Origin of the sequence: Agromyces sp. Leaf222 (assembly GCF_001421565.1) — a bacterium.
Taxonomy (GTDB): Bacteria; Actinomycetota; Actinomycetes; order Actinomycetales; family Microbacteriaceae; genus Agromyces.
On record NZ_LMKQ01000001.1, the window covers coordinates 1,949,582 to 1,972,390 of the forward strand.

Sequence of the window (22,809 nt, forward strand, 5' to 3'; positions counted from 1 at the left end):
CGGCTCGCGAGGCATCCGCTCGGCAGCATCACCGGCGCGCCCGATGGTGCGCCCGTCGACATCGACCTCGACGTCGCGGACGCACCGTCGGATGGCGCCGGGTCAGCCGAGGGTGGTGCCGTGTGCGGCGAACGGCTCGATGCGCGCGATCTCGTCTTCGGTCAGGGCCGGGGCTTCGAGGGTCGCGACGTTCTGCTCGAGCTGCGCGACGCTCGACGCGCCGATCAGCGCGCTCGCGACGAGCGGCTGGCGGAGCACCCACGACAGCGCGAGCTGGGCGACGCTCTGCCCACGTCCGTCGGCGATCTCGGCGAGTCCTCGGACGCGCTCGAGGTAGTCGGCGCTGATGCGATCGGGGGAGAGGAACCGGCTGGTGGCCGCTCGCGAGTCCGCGGGCACCTCGCCCGAGATGTAGCGGTCGGTCAGCAACCCCTGTGCGAGCGGCGAGAAGACGATGCTCGCCGCGCCGACCTCTTCGAGCACCGGGAAGAGCCCATCCTCGATGTGCCGGTCGAACATCGAGTAGCGCGGCTGGTGGATCAGCAGCGGAACACCCTCGGCGGCCAGCGCTGCGGCTGCGGCCGCGGTCTGCTCGGGCGAGTAGTTCGAGATGCCCACGTAGAGCGCCTTGCCCTGGCGGACCGCGCTCACGAGCGCGCCCATCGTCTCCTCGATCGGGGTCTCGGGGTCGGGCCGGTGCGAGTAGAAGATGTCGACGTAGTCGAGGCCGAGGCGCCCGAGGCTCTGGTCGAGCGACGCGAGCAGGTACTTGCGCGAGCCGTGGTCGCCGTAGGGGCCGGGCCACATGTCGTAGCCGGCCTTCGACGAGACGATGATCTCGTCGCGGTAGGGCGCGAGGTCGGTGGCGAGGATGCGGCCGAAGTTCTCCTCGGCGCTGCCGTAGGGCGGACCGTAGTTGTTCGCGAGGTCGAAGTGCGTGATGCCGAGGTCGAATGCGCGACGCACGATGGCGCGCTGCGTGTCGAGCGGGCGGTCGTGTCCGAAGTTGTGCCAGAGGCCGAGCGAGAGCGCGGGCAGCTTCAGCCCGCTGCGGCCGATTCGGTTGTACTGCATGGACTCGTAACGTGCCGGGTCTGCCTGATAGCTCATGGGTCGACTCTATTGGGGCCCGCCGACGACTCGTCCTCCCCGGAGGCCATGTGCGCGTGCGGTCCGCACCGATCGGGATCGGCCGCCATGTGCACCCGGCCGAGCGGCGAGGGTTGGGCCACGCGGCATCCGGACCTGAAACGGCACGAGGCACCGGATGCCGCGGCCCGGCCCAGGCCGGCACGCTCGACCACTCGCACCACGCCGCTCGTGCCACCGACATCCGCCATCCGACATCCGCACCACCGAATTGGAGCAGACATGACCGACAACATCACCGTGATCGGCGCCGTGGGCAGCGACCCGCGCGTGCACACCACGAGCCAGGGCCTCACGATCACCTCGTTCCGCCTCGCCTCGACCAGGCGCATCTTCGACCGCGTCAAGGGCACGTGGGAGGACGGGGACACCAACTGGTACACCGTCTCGACCTTCCGCCAGCTCGCGAAGAACGCCTCCGTGTCGATCCGTCGCGGCGATCGCGTCGTCGTGACCGGCCGCCTGCGCCTGCGCGCATGGGAGAGCGGCGAGAAGTCCGGAACCGCGATCGAGATCGACGCCGAGGCGGTCGGGCACGACCTCACCTGGGGCACCAGCGCCCTGACGAAGACCCGCGCGTCGGGCTCGTCCGGCGGTGCGGATGCCGCAACCGGCGCCTCCTCGTCCGTCACCGCCGAGGGGTGGCCGGCCGACCCAGCCGACGCCGCGGCCGACGCCGAGGCGCGGGCCGCGGTCGCATTCGCGTCCGAACCCGAGTCCGACCGAGACGGCGACGGCCCCGCGTCCGTCGACCCCGACGAGCGCGGAGCGCGCGTCGACGAGGAGGCGGTCGCGCTCCCGTTCTGACCGGCATCGAGCAGCGCGCTGCGCCTAGAATCGCCTTCGGATGCATTCGAGGGCATCCCGATGGGGGAACGATGGCACGGCACAGCGCTTCCGCGGCCCTGGCGATCGCCGGGGCCGCGTTGTTCGTGGCCGTGCTGACGGGCTGCACGGGGTCGCCGTCGCCGTCGCCGTCCCCTTCGACCGCTCGCCCGGTGCCGACCGGCGAGGCGACGACCGCGCCGGTGGGGCTGCACCCCGACCTCCCGGCCGCCGAGAACCTCCCGTTCTTCGATCAGGTCAACCAGCAGGTCGTGGCGGCGAACGCGGCCGCCGGCGGGCGCGACTTCATCGACGCGCTGACGGCCGCCGGGTTCGACCGGGCGGCCATGCAGGTCACCTCCGATCAGACGACGCTCGGCGAACCGGCCGATTCGGTGCAGTTCTCGGTGCTCTTCAACGACGAGTGCCTCGTAGGGCAGTACGGCCCCAAGTCGGGCGGCTACCACGGCGCCGTCAAGCCCGGGCTCGGCACCGGCGGCTGTCTCATCGGGCAGACACGACCCATAGACTGGTAGGCGATATGGCGGATTACATTTACTCGATGGTGCGCGCCCGCAAGGCGGTCGGCGACAAGGTCATTCTCGACGACGTGACGATGGCGTTCCTCCCAGGGGCGAAGATCGGCGTCGTCGGCCCGAACGGTGCGGGTAAGTCCACGATCCTCAAGATCATGGCCGGACTCGACCAGCCCTCCAACGGCGAGGCGAAGCTCACCCCCGGCTACTCGGTCGGCATCCTGATGCAGGAGCCCGTCCTCGACGAGTCCAAGACGGTGCTCGAGAACGTGCAGGAGGGCGTCGGCCCGATCAAGGAGAAGGTCGATCGCTTCAACGCGATCTCCCTCGCGATGGCCGAGCCCGACGCCGACTTCGACGCACTGCTCGCCGAGATGGGCACGCTGCAGGAGGCGATCGACGCCGCCGATGCGTGGGACCTCGACTCGCAGCTCGAGCAGGCGATGGACGCCCTGCGCTGCCCGCCGGGCGACGAGCAGGTCTCCGTGCTCTCCGGCGGTGAAAAGCGTCGCGTCGCGCTCTGCAAGCTGCTGCTGCAGAAGCCCGACCTGCTGCTGCTCGACGAACCCACCAACCACCTCGACGCCGAGAGCGTGCTCTGGCTCGAGCAGCACCTCGCGAAGTACCCCGGCGCCGTACTCGCCGTGACCCACGACCGGTACTTCCTCGACCACGTGGCCGAGTGGATCTGCGAGGTCGACCGCGGTCGCCTCTACCCGTACGAGGGCAACTACTCGACCTACCTCGAGAAGAAGCAGGAACGACTCACCGTCCAGGGCAAGAAGGACGCGAAGCTCGCGAAGCGCCTCGCCGAGGAACTCGACTGGGTGCGCTCGAACGCGAAGGGCCGTCAGGCGAAGTCCAAGGCCCGCCTCGCCCGCTACGAGGAGATGGCGACCGAGGCCGAGCGCACGCGCAAGCTCGACTTCGAGGAGATCCAGATCCCCGCGGGTCCGCGTCTCGGCGACATCGTGCTCGAGGTCAAGAACCTCAAGAAGGGGTTCGGCGACCGCACGCTCATCGACGGCCTGAGCTTCTCGCTCCCGCGCAACGGCATCGTCGGCATCATCGGCCCCAACGGCGTCGGCAAGACCACGCTGTTCAAGACGATCGTCGGCCTCGAGCCGAGCGACGCCGGCAACGTGAAGATCGGCGAGACCGTCAAGATCTCCTACGTCGACCAGTCGCGCGGCGGCATCGACCCCAACAAGTCGCTCTGGGAGGTCGTCTCCGACGGACTCGACTACATCCAGGTCGGCAGGACCGAGGTTCCGAGCCGCGCCTACGTGTCGACGTTCGGCTTCAAGGGCCCAGACCAGCAGAAGCGCGCCGGCATCCTGTCGGGCGGTGAGCGCAACCGCCTCAACCTCGCGCTCACGCTCAAGCAGGGCGGCAACCTGCTGCTCCTCGACGAGCCCACCAACGACCTCGACGTCGAGACGCTGTCGAGCCTCGAGAACGCACTGCTCGAGTTCCCCGGCTGCGCCGTGGTCATCACCCACGACCGGTGGTTCCTCGACCGCATCGCGACGCACATCCTCGCGTACGAGGGCACCGAGGAGAACCCGTCGTACTGGCACTGGTTCGAGGGCAACTTCGAGTCTTACGAGGCCAACAAGGTCGAGCGCCTGGGCCCCGACGCCGCGAAGCCCCACCGTTCGGCGTACCGCAAGCTCACGCGCGACTGACATGCGCCTGCACGTGCCGACTCCGTTGCGTTGGGGAGATCTCGACGCATACGGGCACGTCAACAACGCCCGGATGCTGAGCCTCCTCGAGGAGGCTCGCATCCAGGCGTTCTGGGTGAGTGAATCGACGTCCGAGCACGCGGTCGGCGCATCGACTGCGGTTATCGACGCCACACCCGGTTCGAGCACGCTCTCGTTGATCGCCCGTCAAGAGGTCGAGTACCTCGCGCCGATCCCGTATCAGCGTCTGCCGCTCGACATCGAACTGTGGATCGGCACCCTCGGCGGTGCCAGCCTCGACGTCTGCTACGAGGTGTACTCGCCCGTCGGGGTCGAGCCCAGGGTGCTCCACACGCGCGCGGCGACGACGATCGTGCTGGTCGACGCGGAGTCCGAGCGTCCGCGGCGCATCACCTCGGTCGAGCGCGATGCGTGGACGCCGTATCTCGAGGCGCCCATCGAGTTCCGCCGCCGCTGACCGCGAGCGCGCCGAGGGCGGCGAACCCCGCCGTTCGGGTCGACGCTCCGACCCGTCGGCAGGGCGAGCCGGCGAGCCGGGTCAGTCCTCGAGCGGGGTCTCGCTGAACGAGCCCTCCCACACGGCGCGGCTGCCGGACTCGCCGATCAACACGACCGTCCAGATCGCACCGACGGCGACGCCGATCGCGACGAACGTCAGCACGATCGAGACGATGACGTTCGCGGTGCGACTCACGCCCACCGAGGCGCCGATGGGAGCGCCCGCTGCGGGGGGTGACGCGGCTGCATCCGCAGACGCGGAACGACGTCGGGCGACGAGGGTGACGACCTGCCAGGCGGCGACGAGCACGGCGACGCCGAGCACCGCCCACAGCCACGGCACGATGGTCTCTCCGATGGAGGTGTGCGCCTGGATCAGGGGAGCCGCGGGCACGCGCTCCTCGAGCCATTCACCGGCCTCGACCGTCACGAGGCCGAGCGGCACCAGCAGTGCGGCCGCGACGAGCGCCGGGATCCACAGCACCCGCCGCGCCGCCGGCCAGGCGGCGAGCACCACGAGCAGGACGGCGACCAGCGGGACCGCGATGACCACGGCATGCACGAGCAGCACGTGCAGCGGCAGCCCCTGGAAGACGTAGTCGACGTCGCCCATGTCAGGAGGCCGCGACGATGCGGTCGCCCGAGACCGCCACCTCGATCGGGCTCAGCGGGTCGATGGCGGGTCCATTCAGCACCTCGCCGGTCGCCGCGTCGAAGCGGGAGCCATGGCACGGGCAGTGGAACTCCGCGCCGGCGGCGGCCACGACGCATCCCTGATGCGTGCAGATCGCGCTGAAGGCGACGACCTGACCTGCGGTCGGCTGGGCCACGAGCGCGGGTCCGCCGTCGATCGTGGCGTCGATGCTGCCGCCGACCGGGACGTCGGCGAGGGCGGCGACGTCGTCTCCGGTGGCGGGCTCATCGGGTCCGGTCGACTCGGCGGGCGGCTCGTTCGTGACCTCGGGTGCACTCGACTCCGGTGCGGCCGGCGTCGTCGACGGCGACTGCGGCGAGGAGGGAGCGCAGCCCGCGAGCACGAGCGCGCCGCCGAAGGCGCCGGTCGCTCCGAGGGTGAGGATCGTGCGTCGGGCAGGTTGCGTGACATCCGCCATGAGGTCTCCTCGTTCGCTCCACGTCGCGCGAGCATCGCGCTCCAGCCATTGTGGAACGGAACGGCGTCGTATGCGAGGGGCGCCACGCAGGGGATCGGGGGATCCGCGGCGGGGGCGACGGCGAGCGGTGATCGCGCGCGGGCTCAGTGCGCGCCTGGCGCCCGCACCATGCCCTCTTGCGCGACGCTGGCCACGAGCACGCCCTCGCGCGTGTAGATGCGGCCGATCGCGAGGCCGCGCCCGCCCTGCGCCGACGGGGACTCCTGCACGTAGAGCAGCCACTCGTCGACCCGGGCGTCGCGGTGCCACCACATCGCGTGGTCGAGGCTCGCGACCCGGAGGCCGGGGGTCGCCCACGGCACCCCGTGGGCGCGCAGCACGGGCTCGAGGATCGAGTAGTCGCTGGCGTACGCGAGGGCCGCGCGATGCTGCTTCGGGTCGTCGGGCAGGCGGCCGACCGCGCGCATCCACACGGCCTGGCGCGGCACCTTCTCACCCTCGACGCTGAGGTAGATCGGCGACGGGATGTGCCGCACGTCGAAGGCGCGCTCCGAGGCCCAGAACTGCGCCATGGCGTGGTCGAGGTGGCCGATGAGGTCGGCCGTCGAGGGCAGCGACTCGGGGTCGGGCAGATCGGTCGGCATGTCGACCTGGTGCTCGACGCCCTCGTCTTCGGTCTGGAACGACGCGATGAGCGAGAGGATCGGCTCGCCCTTCTGGTAGGCGTGCGTGCGGCGCGTCGAGAATGACCGGCCGTCGTGCAGGCGATCGACCGAGAACGTGATCGGGTGGTCGACGTCGCCTGGGCGCAGGAAGTACCCGTGCATCGAGTGCAGCACGCGCGCCTCGCCGACGGTGTGCATGGCCGCGATGAGCGACTGCGCGAGCACCTGCCCGCCGAAGACGCGGCCGAGCGGCATCCACTGCGACGGTCCGGTGAAGATGTCCTCGGTGGTGCGAGCACCCGTGTTCGTGAGTCGAAGGGTGCTCAGCAGGCCGTCGATGGGTCCGTTCATGATGTCTCCGATGTCGCTCGAACGCGGGCCGCGACATCCGACGGGTGCATTCGAACCGCAGGCGGGCGCGCAATTGGTAGTTTAGACAGCAGATGGTCTCTCAATTCACGCTTGCCGACAGCCTCTCGCTCGGCGACCTGCACACCTACCTGCAACGCGCGGGCCGGGTCGAAGACGGGTCGGTACGACTCATCGCCGGCTCCGGCATCCTCGCGGTGTACACGGCGATCCTGTATCCCCGCGGCATCCTCGACGAGAGCCCGACGGTCCTCGGCCTCCGCACGTTCTCGCTCGTCGACACCGAAGACTTCGACTCGGTCGTGCCGATGCGCTCGCTCGTGGACCGCATCGTGCGCGCGCGCGGCGATCTCGGCGAGGACGACGAGTCGCGACCGGTCACGATGTCGCGCCCGCCCGAGGTCAACACGGTCACGTGGGCGGGCATCTCCCCGCCCCGCGGCGGTTGGCGCGCCCTCGGCGAGACGGATGCCGCGACGCTCGAATCGGCGGCGCGCGCCGGCATCGACGAGGTCGCCGCGGCGATCCCGGCCGGCACGGGCGAGCAGCTCGTGCAGCGGGTGCGCTCCGAGGTGTGGGGTCGCGGCGTCGAGGGCGTCGAGTACATTCCGACGGGGGCGGCCTTCGCGGCGTTCAGCCTGGGGTTCCTCGGCGAAGACGAGGTGCGCCTGTTCGAGACCGGCCCGTGGACCCGGCTCAGCTCGCGACGCGGACACGTGCTCGTGCGCCGCAAGCCCTGGACGCTCAAGGCCTAGCCGCAGCCGCACCGCCGCAGCGGTCGTCGTTCGCGCAACGGCAGCCGGCACGACCCGATCGCCGGCGGCCGGCCCGCGCATGCGCGCGAGCCGGCCGCCGGCGGGTGCGAGGTCAGCCCCGAGCGACCGCGCGCCCGGCCGTGCGACCCGTGAAGAGGCATCCGCCGAGGAACGTGCCCTCGAGGGCCCGGTAGCCGTGCACGCCGCCACCGCCGAAGCCCGCCGCCTCGCCGACCGCGTAGAGCCCGGGCACGGGCGTGCCCTCGGCGTCGAGCGCCTGCGCGTCGAGGTTCGTCTGGATGCCGCCGAGGCTCTTGCGCGTCAGGATGTGCAGCTTCACCGCGATCAGCGGTCCGGCCTTCGGGTCGAGGATGCGGTGCGGCGTCGCCACGCGGATGAGCTTGTCACCGCGGTACTTGCGCGCCCCGCGCACGGCGGTCAGCTGCAGGTCCTTCGAGAACTCGTTGTCGACCTCGCGGTCGCGCGCGACGATCTCGCGCTCGACGTTCGCGGTGTCGAGCTCGACCTCGGGGGAGAGCGCGCGCATGCCCTCGAGCAGCTCGTCGAGCGTGTCGGCCACGACGAAGTCCGCGCCGTGCTCCTTGAACGCCTCGACCGGGCCGGTCGCCCCCGAGCCGAGCCGCTCGGCCAGCAGCTTGAAGTCCTTGCCGGTGAGATCGGGATTCTGCTCGCTGCCGGAGAGCGCGAACTCCTTCTCGATGATCTTCTGCGTCAGCACGAACCAGGTGTGCTCGTGCCCGGTCGTCTGGATGTGCTCGAGCGTGCCGAGGGTATCGAATCCGGGGAACAGCGGCACCGGCATCCGCTTGCCCGACGCGTCGAACCAGAGCGACGACGGGCCGGGCAGGATGCGGATGCCGTGCATGGGCCAGATCGGATCCCAGTTCGTGATGCCCTCGGTGTAGTGCCACATGCGGTCGCCGTTGACGAGGCGCGCGCCGGCCTGCTCGGAGATGCCGAGCATGCGGCCGTCGACGTGGGCGGGAACTCCCGAGAGCATGTGCTCGGGCGGGGTGCCGAGGCGCTCGGGCCACGCCTGGCGCACGAGGTCGTGGTTGCCGCCGATGCCGCCCGAGGCGACGATCACGGCCGGCGCTCGGAGGTCGAACTCGCCGACGACGTCGCGGTTGCTCGACTCGCCTCGCCCCGCGGCATCCGGAGCCAGGATCGCACCGCGCACGCCGACGACCGCACCGCCCTCGACGATGAGCTCGTCGACGCGGTGCCGATGCTTGAACTCGACGAGCCCGGCCGCCTCGCCGGCCTTCACCCGTGCGATGAACGGCGCGAGCACGCCGGGGCCGGTGCCCCACGTGATGTGGAAGCGCGGCACCGAGTTGCCGTGGCCGATGGCGTTGTAACCGCCGCGCTCGGCCCATCCGACGATCGGGAAGAACCGGACGCCCTTCTGGTGCAGCCAGGCGCGCTTCTCGCCGGCGGCGAAGTCGAGATACGCGTCGGCCCACTTGCGGCCCCACTCGTCTTCGTCGCGGTCGAAGCCGGCCGTGCCGTCCCAGTCCTGTCGGGCGAGGTCGAGCGAGTCCCTGACGCCCATGCGACGCTGCTCGGGCGAGTCGATGAGGAACAGGCCGCCGAAGGACCAGTGCGCCTGCCCCCCGAGGCTGGCCTCGGGCTCCTGGTCGACGATGAGCACGCGTTTGCCCGCATCGACGAGCTCGGCGGCGGCCACGAGGCCGGACAGGCCCGCTCCGACGACGATCGCGGCGGGTTCGGGGCGCGCGGTGGGGGATGCGGGCACAGGGGACTCCTTCGTCTCACTCACGTGCGGCTCGGGTCGCCGAGGGCCGGGTCACTCCTCGAACGTGTTCACCATCGCGAACGCCGCACGCTGAAGATAATCCCACAGAGTCTCCTCGGCGAGTGGCGGAAGCTCGAGCGCATCGACGGCGGTGCGCATGTGCGCCAGCCAGCGGTCGCGCGCATCGGGGTTCACCTTGAACCCTGCGTGCCGCATGCGCAGCCTGGGGTGACCGCGCTGCTCGCTGTACGTGCCGGGCCCGCCCCAGTACTGCTCGAGGAACAGCAGGAGGCGCTCCTCGGCCGGGCCGAGGTCCTCCTCGGGGTACATCGGGCGCAGCACGGGGTCGTCGGCGACGCCCCGGTAGAACTCGTGCACGAGGCGTTCGAACGTCGGGCGCCCGCCCACCGTCTCGTAGAACGAGGCGCCGAGCGCAGAGCCGTGCTCGCTGCCCCGCAGGGGGACGGAGGCCGGCGGCACGGTGGAGAGGGGGACGGATGCCGGTGGCTCGTATCGTTCGTCGGTCACGGGGTCGCTCCGGGGGTCGGCGGGTCGGTGGGGGTGCTCGGCGGCTTCGGTGCGGCCTTGGCGCGCTGGGCCTTCTTGGCCTTGGCCGTGGATGCCTTCACGGCCTCGTTGGTGAGGACCGCACTCGGGGCGGTCTTCGGCGGCTTCGCACCCTTCACCCGGGTCGCGCCGTCGAAGCCCGCAAGCACCACCGAGTTGAGGCTCGGCATCTTCACACCCATCTCGTCGACCGCGTGCTTGAGCCGCATGCGGAGTTCACGCGCGATGTCGTCCTTCGACGAGGTGCGGACCTTCATGACGACGCGGATCACCATGGCGTCGTCGGAGATCGATTCGAGACCCCAGACCTCGGGACGCTCCAGTACGCGCGATCGCCACTTGCTCCCGTGCGCCATCTCGCTCGCGGTGTTCAGCAGTTGCGCCTCGACGGCGTCGATGTCGGCGTCGTAGGGCACCGCGAGGTCGACGATGACGCGCGCCCAGCCCTGCGACATGTTGCCGACGCGCAGGATCTCGCCATTGCGCACGAACCACAGCGTGCCGTTGACGTCGCGCACCTTCGTGATGCGGATCTGCACCTCCTCGACGATGCCGGTCGCGGGCCCGAGGTCGACGACGTCGCCGACGCCCAGCTGGTCCTCGACGACCATGAAGAGACCGTTGAGCACGTCCTTCACGATGTTCTGCGCGCCGAAACCGAGTCCGGCGCCGATCGCGGCCGACAGCAGGGCGAACGAGCCGAGGACGTCGGCACTGATGGCGTTCACCACGAGCAGTGTCGTGATGATGAAGAGCGTGACGTTGATGACGTTGCGGAAGACGGAACCCAGCGTGCGGGTGCGCTGCACCACGCGGACGGCGGCGAGCGGCGAGGCCTGCAGCGCCTGAGTGTCGGTGACGTCCTGCTTGCGCTTGACCCCGGTGACGATCTGGTCGACGACCCGGTCGATCACGCTGAGCAGCACCCATCGCACGAGGAGGGCGATGGAGACGATCACCACGACCTCGATCACGTTCCCGAGGAAGTCAGGCCAGGTGACGTTCCACCACTCGATGAAGGTCGTCCAGACATCGGTCATGCGGTCGCCTCCGCTCGCGGGTCGGTTCGGGTAGGGGTCGGCGTCGGATCCAACATCGAAGCGAGTCTACTGAGACCCGTTTGGGAGTCAGCCGAGCGCGTCCGCGTCGCGGCCGCGCGCCCGCAGCGCACGCTCCAGTTCGTCGAGCTGCTCGGAGACGAGCCGGTGCAGCGGAGCGGGCGTGGGATTCGCGGCGAGCCAGCTGCGCGCGGCATCCGCGACCTCGTCGGTGACGAGCGGCGCCGGGAACAGCCGCTTCACGATGAGCGAGGCCATCGTGAAGCTGCGCCCGGCCCAGACGGCCTGCAGGATCGCGAAGTACTGCGTCAGCGTCGAGCCGAGCAGGGCCGGCGACGAGGTGCGACGCCAGCCGTCGGCGAGCGCCCGTGCGAGGTCGTTCGAGATCGCGGCGTCGGTGGCCACCCGTTGCCACGCGGCATCCTTCACCGCCTGGTCGGGTCGTGCCGCGCGAGCCGTCTCTGCGAGTCGCCGCCCCTTGGCCGTGTCGTCGAGGGCGAGCGCCGCGGCGATCTCGTCGTCGATCACGTCGTCGGATGCCGCGACGAGCGCCGCGCGCGAGATCACGATCTCCCAGCGCAGGTCGAGGTCGACGTCGAGGCCGTCGAGCTTGATGGAGCCGTCGAGCAGGCTGCCGAGCACGTCGGCATGAGCCGCGGAACTCGCGAGCTGCGTGAACGCCTTCACGAACTGCAGCTGGGCGTCGGACGCGGGCTCGGCGAGTTCGGCGAGGGCCCACACGGCATCGCCGGCCTCCGACGCGACGCGTTCGCGGTGCTCGTCGGCGAGGTAGCGCGAGAGCGCCGTCTCGAGGCGGGTGAGGGCGAGGCCGCGCGCCGAGGACTGGCTCTCGTGGCCGACGCTGCCGAGCACGAGCCGCACGAAGTCGGTCGCCGCGAACTCGGCGTCGCGCACGGCGTCCCACGCGGATCCGAGGATCACGGCGCGGGCGACCGGGTCGCCGACGTCGCTCAGGCGATCGACGGCCGTCGCGAACGACGCATCGTCGAGCCGCACCTTCGCGTAGGTGAGGTCGTCGTCGTTCACGAGCAGCAAGTCGGGGCGGGGGAGTCCCACGAGCTCGGGCACTGGAGTCGACACGCCGTCGACGTCGATCTCGAAGCGGTGGCTGCGCACGAGCGGGGTGGAGGGGTCGCCCGAGTAGCAGCCCAGTGCCACCCGATGCGGACGAAGGGTCGGGTGCGCGTCGGCCGCCGTCTGCTCGATGACGGCCGAGGTGATCGTGCCGGATTCGTCGGTCTCGAGCACCGGGCGGAGCGTGTTGACGCCCGCGGTCTCGAGCCAGAGCTCGGACCAGCGGGTGAGGTCGCGGCCGCTCGCGCGCTCGAGCTCGTCGAGCAGGTCGCGGAGTGTCGCGTTGCCGTCGGCGTTGGCACGCAGGTACGCGCCGACGCCCTGCTGGAACGCCTCGAGCCCGACCCAGGCGACGAGCTGCTTCAGCACTGAGGCGCCCTTGTCGTAGGTGATCGCGTCGAAGTTGACCTCGACATCGGCGAGCGATTCGATGGGGGCGACGATCGGATGCGTCGACGGCAGCTGATCCTGCTCGGCGGCGTACGTCTTCTCGTCGCTCGCGAAGGTCGCCCAGACGCCCGTGAACTCGGTGACCTGCGAGGTCGCGAGCGTCGAGGCCCACGTGGCGAACGACTCGTTCAGCCACAGGTCGTTCCACCAGCGCATGGTGACCGAGTCGCCGAACCACATGTGCGAGAGCTCGTGCAGGATGACGATGGCGCGCTGCTCGCGTCGTGCGTCGGAGACCCGCGACCGGAACAGGTAGTTCTCGTTGAACGTGACGGCGCCGACGTTCTCCATGGCGCCCCAGTTGTACTCGGGCACGAAGATCTGGTCGTACTTGCCGAACGGGTACGGCACGCCGAACGCCCGCTCGTAGAACGCGAGGCCCGCCTGGACGGTGTCGAACATCACGTCGGGCTCGGCATGCTGCGCGAGCGATGCCCGGGTGAAGACCCCGAGCGGGATGTCGCGGCCGTCGGCGCTCGTCGCGCTGCCGTGCCAGTGGGCGTAGGCGCCGGCGACGATCGCGACGATGTAGCTGGAGATCACCGGGCCGGTCTCGAACGCCCAGACCGCGGCATCCGTCGTCGACGACGATGCGACGGGCGCGGGCGTCGGCGCGTTGCTCAGCACGACCCAGTGCGACGGTGCCGTGATCGTGAACCGCACCGCGGCCTTCAGGTCGGGCTGGTCGAACACCGCGTAGACCCGGTTCGCCTCGGCGACGGCGAACTCGGTGTAGAGGTAGACGGCGTCGTCGACGGGGTCGACGAAGCGGTGCAGGCCCTCGCCCGTGTTCGTGTACGCGCACGTGCTCACGACACGGAGCTCGTTCGCGGCTGCGAGCCCGTCGAGCCTGATGCGCCCGCCATCGGATGCCGCGGCCGGGTCGATCGTGCGCCCGTTCAACGTGATCGCGTGCACCTCGCGCGTCGTCGCCTCGATGAACGTCGCGGAGCCCGGCACCGCGGCGAACCGCACGACCGTCGTCGACGCGAACGTCTCGTCGCCGGTGAGGTCGAGCTCGACCTCGTACGAGACGTCGGCGATGATCGCCGCGCGCTCCTCGGCTTCGATACGGGTGAGATCGGCAGCGGGCATGGGCGTGGCCTCCGAGTGGTCGTTGACGGGCCAGCCCAGCCTACTGAGTCAGGCCGAGCCGGCACGGGGGAGCAGGCCGTGCTCGTACGCGTAGATCACCAGCTGCACGCGGTCGCGGGCGTCGAGCTTGAGGAGCACGCGTCCGACGTGCGTCTTCACGGTCGACTCCGAGAGCACGAAGTCGGCCGCGATCTCGGTGTTGCTCCGGCCCTCTGCGATGGCGATGAGGATCTCGTGCTCGCGGGCGGTCAGCGACGACAGCCCGGGCGCCTCGGCGGCCGCCGGGCGGGGCAGCTCGGCGCCGAACAGCTCGATCATGCGGCGCGTGACCCGGGGTGCGAGCGCGGCCTCGCCCGCGTGCACCGTTCGGATCGCACCCGCCAGCTCGACCGGGCGCGAGTCCTTCAGCAGGAATCCGCTCGCGCCGGCGCGGATCGCCGCGAAGGCGTACTCGTCGAGGTCGAACGTGGTCAGCACGAGCACCCGGGTGGGTCGGCCGCCCGCCACGATCGCCTCGGTCGCCGCGATGCCGTCGACCCCCGGCATCCGCACGTCCATGAGCATGACGTCGACGTCGAGGGCGGCGACCAGGTCGATCGCGCTGCCTCCGTCGTTCGCCTCGCCGACGACGACGAGGTCGGGTTCGGCCTCGAGCACCATGCGGAGGCCGGTGCGCACGAGCGCCTGGTCGTCGGCGATGGCGACTCGGATGGGCCGGCCGGCGGTGCTCATGGGCGCTCCTCCTCGGGTTCGGCGCCCTCGTCGCGGGAGCTGAGCTCGGCGTGCAGCCGCCAGCCGCGGATGGAGCGGGGACCGGCCTCGAGCGTGCCCCCGTACAGCGCCACGCGTTCGCGCATGCCGACGAGGCCGTGACCGCCGCTCGCGACCTCGGGGTTCGAGGCGGCGGTCGCGTCGTCGACGACGTCGACGTGCACCACGGCATCGACGTGCGCGACACGGACCTCCACCGCATGCGCCGTCGCGGCGTGCCGGAGCGCGTTCGTGAGGCCCTCCTGCACGATCCGGTAGACCGTGAGCTGCAGGTTGGGGTCCTCGATCGGCGGACCCGCGGTGGTCAGCTGCACCGGGAGGCCGGCCGAACGGAAGCGCTCGACGAGCGCCGGGATCGCGGCAGCACCCGGCTGCGGCGCCAGTTCTTCGGAGGTCACGGCGGGCTCGGAGAGCACCCCGAGCATGCGCCGCATGTCGGCGAGGGCGGATCGACCGGTCTCGGCGACGAGCCGCATCGCCTCGGCGGCCCGATCGGGATCGCGGCCGGCGATCGCCGAGGAGCCGTCGGCCAGGGTCACCATGACCGTGAGGCCGTGGGAGACGATGTCGTGCATCTCGCGGGCGATCCTCGAGCGTTCGACCGCCGTCGCGAGGCGCGCCTGCTGGTCGCGTTCGCGGGCGAGGTCGTGTGCCCTCGCGATCAGGGCGTTCAGATAGCGACGTCGGTTGCCGACGGTCACGCCGATGAGCGTCGCGATCAGCAGCAGCACCGTGAACTGCGTCGCGGATGCCGGTGCGTCGGCGCCGAACGGCGCGACGGTGTCGTCGGCGTGCGCCCAGACCGCGATGTACGACGATGCCGTCGCCACGACGACCGAACCGCCGAACCCGATCCACGCGGAACGGGTGGAGCCGTAGACGGCCAGCGCGTAGAGCCCGAGCAGCATCGGAAACACATCGGTCGACCCGAACGGGTACACCACGAGGCAGACGCTCCACGAGACCACCAGGAGCAGCCAGGGGCGGCGCCGGCGGAAGAGCAGGATCGCGGCGCCGGCGACGGCGATGGCGACGAGCTGCGCGATCGTGATCCAGAGCGGCGGCGGCGTCGGGCCGAACCCGAGCACGAGCGAGCCGATGAACGTCGGCACGACGTAGAGGGCCGCGATCAGCGAGTCGGTGAGCCACGGATGCCGCGCCCAGAACTGGCGCACCACCCCGGGCGGCTTGGGCAGACGCAGTTCTCCCCCGACCACCGAAGCCGGGTAGCCGGGGGAGAAGGATGCGTCCGACATGTACGGGACTCTACGCGTCCCGTCGCTTCAGCAGCGCGGCGGCGCCGACGACGGATGCCGCGACCCAGCCGAGCACGATCAGCAGGTTCAGCCACACGCCGAGGGCGTCGCCGGACGGGCCCGCGGTCGTCGACGTGAACATGTTCATGCCGGCGCTCGAGAGCAGGTACGGAACCAGGTCCTGGGCCCACTCGGCGGGGATCATCGCGAGCACCGTCGGCAGCAGCAGGATGAGCCCGAGCACTGCCGCGATGCCGCCGGCACTGCTGCGGAGCATCGTGCCCACGCCGAGCGCGAAGACCGACACGAGCGCGAGGTAGAGCGCGCCGCCGAGCAGCGGCAGGAACACGGCCGGGTCGGTCAGGCTCGCGGAGACGTCGCTGCCGGCGAACACCGCCGACGAGACCGCGAAGGCCAGCAGGTTGGCGACGAGGCCGACCACGAACGTCGCGACGAACAGCACGACGGCCTTGGCCGCGAGCGCCGGGAGCCGCTTGGGCACGGCCGTGAGCGTCGAGCGGATCATGCCCGTGGTGTACTCGCCGCTGATCACGAGCACGCCGAGCACGCCGGCGACGAGCTGGCCGAAGTAGACGCCGAACACCGAGGCCTGCAGCACGAGCTGCGCCTGCTGGTCGGCCGGTGCCGCGCCGACGTCGAGCCCGCCGCCCATGCCGCCGACCATGCTCAGCGACATGATGAGCGCCATGCCGAGGGAGATCGCGATCACGATGAGGTACGACCACGTGGTCGAGCGGAGGCTGCGGAGCTTGATCCACTCGGAGCGGAGCACGCCGGCGAAGGTCAGCGAGGTGGGGCGGGTGCGCTGCGAGGGGTGCGCCTGCTGTGCGGTGATGGCGGTCATCGGACGGCCTCCGTACGGTATTCGACGGCGTCGGAGGTCAGGGCCATGTAGGCCTCCTCGAGCGACGCGCTGAGCGGGGTGAGTTCGTGGATGGCGAGTCCGTGCTGTGCGGCGAGGTCGCCGATGCCGGATGCCGGGAGGCCGGTCACCTCGAGCACGCCCGCCTCCGAGCGGATCACTGCGATCTCGGGGGCGGCGAGCAGCTCGGCGAGCTGCGAGGCGTGCGGTGAGCGCACGAGCACCCGCGCTCGCGTGCCGCCGGCGATGATGTCGGCGACCGGTGCGTCGGCGATGATCTCGCCGCGTCCGAGCACGATGAGGTGGTCGGCCGTGAGCGCCATCTCGCTCATGAGGTGCGAGGAGAGGAAGATCGTGCGGCCCTCGGATGCGAGGTGGCGCACGAACTGGCGCACCCACAGCACGCCCTCGGGGTCGAGGCCGTTGACCGGTTCGTCGAGGATGAGCGTCGCCGGGTCTCCGAGCATCGCAGCGGCGATGCCGAGTCGCTGGCCCATGCCGAGCGAGAATCCGCCGACGCGCTTGCGGGCGACGGACTCGAGGCCGGTGAGCTCGATGACCTCGCGCACCCGGCTCGCGCCGATGCCGTGCGTGGCCGCCATCGCGAGCAGGTGGTTGTAGGCGCTGCGGCCGGTGTGCACGGCCTTCGCGTCGAGCAGTGCGCCCACCTCGTGGAGCGGGGCTCGATGCGCCGCGTACGGCTTGCCGTTGACGCTCACGCTGCCGGCACTCGGTCGGTCGAGCCCGACGATCATGCGCATCGTGGTGGACTTGCCGGCGCCGTTGGGTCCGAGGAATCCGGTGACCTGTCCTGGCCGGACGGTGAAACTGATGTCGTTGACGGCGGTCTTCGCGCCGTAGCGCTTGACGAGCCCTTCTGCCGTGATCATGCCTGCAACGTTACGGATCGGCGGAGGGCCGCACATCCGCCTCGCGAATGGTCCGGGGCGGGGCGAGGTGGTACCGCGGTACCACGTCGCCCCGCCCCGGATCGGCTGTCAGGCCTGCTGCGCGTCGCGCTCCTGCGCCACGAGGGCGCGGTCGACGCCGGCGAGGCGCTCGATGACGAGGCGGCGCAGGGCCGGCACGTCGGGGTGCGCGTCGAGCCACGCACGGCTCGCGTCGGCGAGCCCCCGGTTCGCGAGCGGCGAGGGGTACAGGCCGTCGACGAGCTTCTCGGCGATCGCATAGCTGCGGGACTCCCAGACGGGCTCGAGCATCGCGAAGTACCGCTCGACGAACGACTCGAGCAGGGCCGGATCGGTGGTGCGCACGAACCCGGCGGCCGACTCGCGCACGATCGTGTTCGTCGCGGTGTCGACGTCGACGAGCGACGACCAGGCGCGCTCCTTGCCGTCGACGGTCTGGATCGCCGCTCGTGCGTGGGCGGCCGACTGCTGGCCGGTGGCCGTGTTGTCGTCGGCGAGTCGCGCGTCGATCTCGGCGTCGCCGGCGCGGCCCGCGGCGACGAGCGCGATGAGCAGGCGCCATCCGAGGTCGGCGTCGATCTCGAGGCCGTCGAGCTGCAGGTCGCCCGAGAAGAGTGCCGCGAGCTCGTCGACGTGGGAGCCGTGCTCGGCGATGCCGGCGAAGTTCGTCGTGAACTGGAACTGCGCGTCGCTGCCGGCCGTCGCCTCCTGTGCGAGGCGCCAGAAGCCGTCGGCGACGGCGCGGAGGGCGTCGTCCTGCCGGTCGGGCGCCGTGTACGCGCCTGCGGCGAGCGCCGCGTTGGCGAGCACGATGCGCAGGGTGGTCGACTCGGTCTCGCTCGCGATGTTGCCGAGCACGAGGGCGAGGTAGTCGCTCGCGCGCGTCTCGCCGTCGCGCGTGGCGTCCCACACCGAGCTCCAGACGAGGGCGCGGGCCAGCGGGTCCTCGATCTCGCTGAGGTTGGCGAGTGCGACGCCGTGCGAGGCGTCGTCGAGGCGGATCTTCGCGTAGGCGAGGTCGTCGTCGTTCAGCAGCACGAGCGCGGGGCGCGAGAGGCCGACGAGCTCGGCGACCTCGGTGCGCTCGCCGTCGACGTCGAGTTCGACGCGGTGGTCGCGCACGAGCTTGCCGTCGACGAGGTTGTAGAAGCCGATCGCGAGGCGGTGCGGGCGGATCGTGGGGTAGTCGGCTGGCGCCGACTGCAGCACCGTGAACGCCGTGATCCGGCCCTCGGCATCGGTCTCGATCTCGGGGCGCAGCGTGTTGACGCCCGAGGTCTCGAGCCACAGCTTCGACCACTCGGAGAGGTCTCGCCCGCTGGCTGCCTCGAGCTCGACGAGCAGGTCGGCGAGGGTCGTGTTGCCCCACTGGTGCTTCTTGAAGTACGCCGAGACGCCCGCGAAGAAGGCGTCGATGCCGACCCAGGCGACGAGCTGCTTCAGCACCGAGCCGCCCTTGGCGTACGTGATGCCGTCGAAGTTGACGAGCACGTCTTCGAGGTCGTTGATGGTCGCCACGATCGGGTGGGTCGAGGGCAGCTGGTCCTGGCGGTAGGCCCAGCTCTTCTCCATGGAGTTGAACGTGGTCCAGGCCTCGGTCCACTCGGTGGCCTCTGCGGTGGCGATGGTCGACGCCCACTCGGCGAACGACTCGTTCAGCCACAGGTCGTTCCACCACTTCATGGTCACGAGGTCGCCGAACCACATGTGGGCGAGCTCGTGCAGGATCGTGACGACGCGACGCTCGCGGATGGCGTCGGTGACCTTCGAGCGGAACACGTACGCCTCGGTGAAGGTGACGGCACCCGCGTTCTCCATCGCGCCCGCGTTGTACTCGGGCACGAAGAGCTGGTCGTACTTCGGGAACGGGTAGGCGATGTCGAACTTCGCCTCGAAGTACTCGAAGCCCTGCTTCGTCTTCTCGAAGACGTAGTCGGCGTCGAGGTACTGCGACAGGCTCTTGCGGCTGAACACGCCGAGCGGGATGACGCGGCCGTCGGAGCTCGTGAGCTCGTCGCGCACGACCGCGTAGGGGCCGGCGATGAGGGCGGTGATGTAGCTCGAGATGCGCTGGGTGGGCTCGAACGCCCACGTCTTCGCACCCTCGTGCGCGTCGACGGGCTCGGGCGTGGCCGAGTTCGACACGACCTCCCAGTGCGCGGGCGCGGTGACCGTGAACCGGAACGCCGCCTTCAGGTCGGGCTGCTCGAACACGGCGAACATGCGCCGCGAGTCGGGCACCTCGAACTGGGTGTAGAGGTACACCTCGCCGTCGACGGGGTCGACGAAGCGGTGCAGGCCCTCGCCCGTGTTCATGTAGCGGCCGTCGGCCTCGACGACGAGCTCGTTCTGCGCGGCGAGGTTCGGCAGCTGGATGCGCACGCCGTCGCTGACCTCGGAGGGGTCGAGCTCGACGCCGTTGAGGCTGACGCGGTGCACGGCCGCGGTGATGGCGTCGATGAAGGTCGAGGCGCCTTCGGTGGCGTCGAACCGCACCGTGGTCGTCGTCTTGAAGACCTCGGGGCCGGTGGTCACGTCGAGCACGACGTCGTAGTCGTGCACGGTGACGAGCGCCGCGCGCTCCTCGGCTTCGGATCGGGTGAGGTTCTCTCCAGGCACGTGGGCTCCTTCGCGGATATCTGCGCGGCTCGTGGCCGCGGGCAACGCGATCCAGCCTAGCCGTCGCGCCAGATGCCCGGCACGGCCGATTCGGGTTCGTCGAAGGGCTCCGAGCGAGCGGATGCCGCGCCGCGGCGTCGTGCGCTCGGGTCGGGGTCAGCGCTGCACGATCGAGAACACCGCGCTCACGAAGGCCGGCAGCGCCGCGAGCACGCCGAGCCCCAGGAGCACGCGTCCGACGAGCACGCCGCGTCGCGAGGCGCGGAGGTCGAGGAACCACGGGAGCACCCTCGGCGCGAGGAACGCGATGACGGCGCCCGCGGCGAGCACCACGCCGATCGGGAGCAGCACGACCGCGGCGAGCAACGGGGCGAGCGGCTCGGCCCACCGCTCCCGCGAGATGAGCTGGAGGCTCCGCGAGAGGCGTCCCGCGACCGCCGCGAGGAACGCGCCCTGCAGGATCGAGAGTGCTGCGAACGCCAGCACCGAGAGCCAGCCCGGTCCGACGACGTCGAAGTCGACGTTGGCCTGCCGCAGGGGGTCGACGAACGGCGAGACGACGACGAGGATGAGCAGTCCGAACACCGGCCCGCCCCACCGGCCGCGCGGCAGCCACGGCGCGACGAGCAGGTACAGCGCCGCCGACGCGAAGGCGAAGGGCAGTGCGCCGAAGACCAGGTACGCCAGGGTTCCCTGCGGCGAGATCTCGCCGACGATCGCCTGCGCCTCGGTGCTGCGACCTGCGGCCTCCGGCGTGGTCGCGGCGAGCAGGCGCATGACGAGGCGTCCGCCGGCGCCCGTGATCAGCAGGCCCGAGAGCGTGCCGATGCCCGTGAACACGGTCGCCCACCAGAGGTAGAGCCTCAGGCCGGCGGCGTGCCGCGGCATCCATCGGCCACGGTCGGATGTCGCGGCGGGCCGTGCCGCGAGTGCGACGGGCCGTTGCGGCGGTCGCAGCCGCTCGCCCGACCAGCGCACGGCGAGCACGACGCCGATGGCGAGCAGTGCGCCGCACGCGACCATGAGCAGCATGGCGCCTCGCCTCCCTCGCCGATGCCCGTGAGCATACTGGCGGGAGGCCGTCGCCCGCCGTCCCCAGCGAGGGGGCCGGGCTCACCAGTCGGCGCGCGAGTAGTCCTTCAGGAACACGCCGGTCACGTCTTCGCCGGCCTCGCCGCGCACGATCGGGTCGTACACCCGGGCGGCGCCGTCGACGAGGTCGAGCGGGGCGTGGAAGCCCTCCTCGGCGAGGCGCACCTTGGTGGGGTGCGGGCGCTCGTCGGTGATCCAGCCGGTGTCGACGCTCGTCATGAGGATGCCGTCGGCGAGCATCTCCTTCGCGCTCGTGCGCGTGAGCATGTTCATCGCGGCCTTCGCCATGTTCGTGTGCGGGTGCCCTGGGCCCTTGTACCCGCGGCTGAACACGCCCTCCATCGCCGAGACGTTGACGACATAGGTACGGCGGGCGGGCGACGCGGCCAGCGACGGGCGGAGGCGGCTCACCAGGATGAACGGCGCCGTCGTGTTGCAGAGCTGCACCTCGAGCATCTCGAGCGGATCGACGTCTTGCACGACCGCGCTCCAGCTGTTCTCGTGGTGGAGGTCGGGAACGAGCCCGCCGGCGTCGATCGCGGTGCGGTCGGCCAGCCGAGCGAGCGAGCTCGAGCCGGGGGCGAGCGCGAGTGCGGTGAGGTCGTCGGCGGTCATCGTGCCGGCGAACAGGCCCGACGAGAGCACCGGATGGCTCGACACCGAGTCCGCGAGGGCGAGCGGGTGCGCGTCGTTCGTGTGCCCGAAGCTGACGAGCTCGGGCATCGGCCCGTCGGGCAGGGGAGACGACTCCGCCTCGACGAGCGGCGAGTACGAGCCGGGGGAGCGGCGCACCGTCTGCGCCGCGTTGTTGATGAGGATGTCGAGGGAGCCCTGCGCGGCGACGTCGTCGGCGAGCGCGATGACCTGGGCGGGGTCGCGCAGGTCGATGCCGACGATCTTCAGGCGGTGCAGCCAGTCGGCGGCGTCGGGCATCGCGGCGAACCGCCGAGCCGCGTCGCGCGGGAACCGGGTCGTGATCGTGGTGTGCGCGCCGTCGCGCAGCAGGCGCAGCGCGATGTACATGCCGATCTTCGCCCGACCGCCCGTGAGCAGCGCCCGCTTGCCGGTGAGGTCGGTGCGCGCGTCGCGCTTGGCGTGGCTCATCGCCGCGCACGTCGGGCAGAGCTGGTGGTAGAAGGCATCGACGAGCGTGTACCGCTGCTTGCAGATGTAACAGGGGCGCGCCACCTGCAGCTCGCCGGCCGTTCGGGCATCGGTGCCGCTCACGAGGTCGGCGCCGCGGGTCTCGTCGTCGATGCGGGTCGGCGCCCCGGTCGCCGTCGCCGCGATGACGGCACGGTCGGCGTCCTGGATGACGCGACGCTTCTCGAGGCGACGCGCGACCTTGACCGCCTTGAACATCTTCGCCGTCGCATGGCGCACGGTCTCGAAGTCGGGGTCGTCCTGATCGAGCTCGCTGAGCGTCGCCAGCACGCGGAGCGTCGTCTCGAGGTCGGCGGGGTCGATCGTCGGCGCGCTGACGGAGGCGGGGGCGGCGGAGGGCATCCGCGAATTCTACGGCGTGTCGGCCGACGATCGCCTGAGAGTCGCGGCCGGCACCGGATGGCGCACGCGACCGGGCTGCCGTGACATCCG

20 protein-coding genes are annotated in these 22,809 nt (G+C 70.9%); 5 read left to right on the forward strand and 15 right to left on the reverse strand.

Features of this window, described 5'->3' with window-relative positions:
- Nucleotides 1-102 precede the first annotated feature (102 nt).
- Complete coding sequence (locus ASE68_RS08565) at nucleotides 103-1,110, reverse strand: aldo/keto reductase (protein ID WP_055857410.1); 1,008 nt, start codon at nucleotides 1,108-1,110, stop codon at nucleotides 103-105.
- Nucleotides 1,111-1,371: 261 nt separating this feature from the next.
- Here ASE68_RS08565 and ssb point away from each other — a divergent pair, with 261 nt between their 5' ends.
- From ssb to ASE68_RS08585, 4 genes are all read left to right on the forward strand, one after another.
- The gene (gene ssb / locus ASE68_RS08570; RefSeq protein ID WP_055857413.1) at nucleotides 1,372-1,956 is read left to right on the forward strand and encodes a single-stranded DNA-binding protein; all 585 of its coding nucleotides are present in this window, start codon (nucleotides 1,372-1,374) and stop codon (nucleotides 1,954-1,956) included.
- A 71-nt stretch (nucleotides 1,957-2,027) separates the two neighbouring features.
- Nucleotides 2,028-2,510: a hypothetical protein gene (locus ASE68_RS08575; protein ID WP_055857416.1), complete on the forward strand. Its 483-nt coding sequence runs from the start codon at nucleotides 2,028-2,030 to the stop codon at nucleotides 2,508-2,510.
- A gap of 5 nt (nucleotides 2,511-2,515) precedes the next feature.
- Complete coding sequence (gene ettA, locus ASE68_RS08580; protein WP_055857418.1) at nucleotides 2,516-4,198, forward strand: energy-dependent translational throttle protein EttA; 1,683 nt, start codon at nucleotides 2,516-2,518, stop codon at nucleotides 4,196-4,198.
- A 1-nt stretch (nucleotide 4,199) separates the two neighbouring features.
- Nucleotides 4,200-4,676, forward strand: a complete 477-nt coding sequence (locus tag ASE68_RS08585) for a thioesterase family protein (RefSeq protein ID WP_055857422.1) — start codon at nucleotides 4,200-4,202, stop codon at nucleotides 4,674-4,676.
- Nucleotides 4,677-4,757: 81 nt separating this feature from the next.
- Here ASE68_RS08585 and ASE68_RS08590 read toward each other — a convergent pair whose 3' ends face one another.
- From ASE68_RS08590 to ASE68_RS08600, 3 genes are all read right to left on the reverse strand, one after another.
- On the reverse strand, nucleotides 4,758-5,330 hold the full coding sequence (locus tag ASE68_RS08590; RefSeq protein ID WP_055857425.1) for a hypothetical protein: 573 nt from the start codon (nucleotides 5,328-5,330) through the stop codon (nucleotides 4,758-4,760).
- Between the two features lies 1 nt (nucleotide 5,331).
- Complete coding sequence (locus ASE68_RS08595) at nucleotides 5,332-5,829, reverse strand: Rieske (2Fe-2S) protein (protein WP_055857427.1); 498 nt, start codon at nucleotides 5,827-5,829, stop codon at nucleotides 5,332-5,334.
- 143 nt (nucleotides 5,830-5,972) lie between these two features.
- Nucleotides 5,973-6,845 (reverse strand): acyl-CoA thioesterase II, encoded by an 873-nt coding sequence (locus tag ASE68_RS08600; protein WP_055857431.1) that lies wholly within the window; start codon nucleotides 6,843-6,845, stop codon nucleotides 5,973-5,975.
- Nucleotides 6,846-6,937: 92 nt separating this feature from the next.
- Between ASE68_RS08600 and ASE68_RS08605 the strand changes: the two genes are divergently transcribed.
- On the forward strand, nucleotides 6,938-7,618 hold the full coding sequence (locus ASE68_RS08605) for a hypothetical protein (RefSeq protein ID WP_055857434.1): 681 nt from the start codon (nucleotides 6,938-6,940) through the stop codon (nucleotides 7,616-7,618).
- Between the two features lie 112 nt (nucleotides 7,619-7,730).
- Here ASE68_RS08605 and ASE68_RS08610 read toward each other — a convergent pair whose 3' ends face one another.
- The 11 genes from ASE68_RS08610 to ASE68_RS08660 form a co-directional block, all read right to left on the reverse strand.
- The gene (locus ASE68_RS08610) at nucleotides 7,731-9,398 is read right to left on the reverse strand and encodes an FAD-binding dehydrogenase (protein ID WP_055857437.1); all 1,668 of its coding nucleotides are present in this window, start codon (nucleotides 9,396-9,398) and stop codon (nucleotides 7,731-7,733) included.
- Between the two features lie 51 nt (nucleotides 9,399-9,449).
- Nucleotides 9,450-9,857 carry a globin gene (locus ASE68_RS08615; protein ID WP_055861026.1) on the reverse strand — a complete coding sequence of 136 codons (408 nt, stop codon included), beginning with the start codon at nucleotides 9,855-9,857 and terminating at the stop codon, nucleotides 9,450-9,452.
- 65 nt (nucleotides 9,858-9,922) lie between these two features.
- Complete coding sequence (locus ASE68_RS08620) at nucleotides 9,923-11,005, reverse strand: mechanosensitive ion channel family protein (protein ID WP_082462132.1); 1,083 nt, start codon at nucleotides 11,003-11,005, stop codon at nucleotides 9,923-9,925.
- 87 nt (nucleotides 11,006-11,092) lie between these two features.
- Nucleotides 11,093-13,663 (reverse strand): aminopeptidase N, encoded by a 2,571-nt coding sequence (pepN, locus tag ASE68_RS08625; RefSeq protein WP_055857440.1) that lies wholly within the window; start codon nucleotides 13,661-13,663, stop codon nucleotides 11,093-11,095.
- Between the two features lie 48 nt (nucleotides 13,664-13,711).
- Nucleotides 13,712-14,395 (reverse strand): response regulator transcription factor, encoded by a 684-nt coding sequence (locus ASE68_RS08630; RefSeq protein ID WP_055857442.1) that lies wholly within the window; start codon nucleotides 14,393-14,395, stop codon nucleotides 13,712-13,714.
- Nucleotides 14,392-15,690, reverse strand: a complete 1,299-nt coding sequence (locus ASE68_RS08635; RefSeq protein WP_082462133.1) for a sensor histidine kinase — start codon at nucleotides 15,688-15,690, stop codon at nucleotides 14,392-14,394. Before ASE68_RS08635 ends, ASE68_RS08630 begins: the two co-directional genes overlap by 4 nt.
- 10 nt (nucleotides 15,691-15,700) lie before the next feature.
- The gene (locus ASE68_RS08640) at nucleotides 15,701-16,555 is read right to left on the reverse strand and encodes an ABC transporter permease subunit (RefSeq protein ID WP_055857444.1); all 855 of its coding nucleotides are present in this window, start codon (nucleotides 16,553-16,555) and stop codon (nucleotides 15,701-15,703) included.
- Nucleotides 16,552-17,463: an ABC transporter ATP-binding protein gene (locus ASE68_RS08645; protein ID WP_055857446.1), complete on the reverse strand. Its 912-nt coding sequence runs from the start codon at nucleotides 17,461-17,463 to the stop codon at nucleotides 16,552-16,554. The genes ASE68_RS08640 and ASE68_RS08645 overlap by 4 nt, the downstream gene beginning before the upstream one ends.
- A gap of 108 nt (nucleotides 17,464-17,571) precedes the next feature.
- Nucleotides 17,572-20,121, reverse strand: a complete 2,550-nt coding sequence (gene pepN / locus ASE68_RS08650; RefSeq protein ID WP_055857450.1) for an aminopeptidase N — start codon at nucleotides 20,119-20,121, stop codon at nucleotides 17,572-17,574.
- A 156-nt stretch (nucleotides 20,122-20,277) separates the two neighbouring features.
- Nucleotides 20,278-21,153, reverse strand: a complete 876-nt coding sequence (locus ASE68_RS08655) for a hypothetical protein (protein WP_055857452.1) — start codon at nucleotides 21,151-21,153, stop codon at nucleotides 20,278-20,280.
- A gap of 81 nt (nucleotides 21,154-21,234) precedes the next feature.
- Nucleotides 21,235-22,719 (reverse strand): SDR family NAD(P)-dependent oxidoreductase, encoded by a 1,485-nt coding sequence (locus ASE68_RS08660; protein WP_055857455.1) that lies wholly within the window; start codon nucleotides 22,717-22,719, stop codon nucleotides 21,235-21,237.
- Between the last annotated feature and the right edge of the window lie 90 nt (nucleotides 22,720-22,809).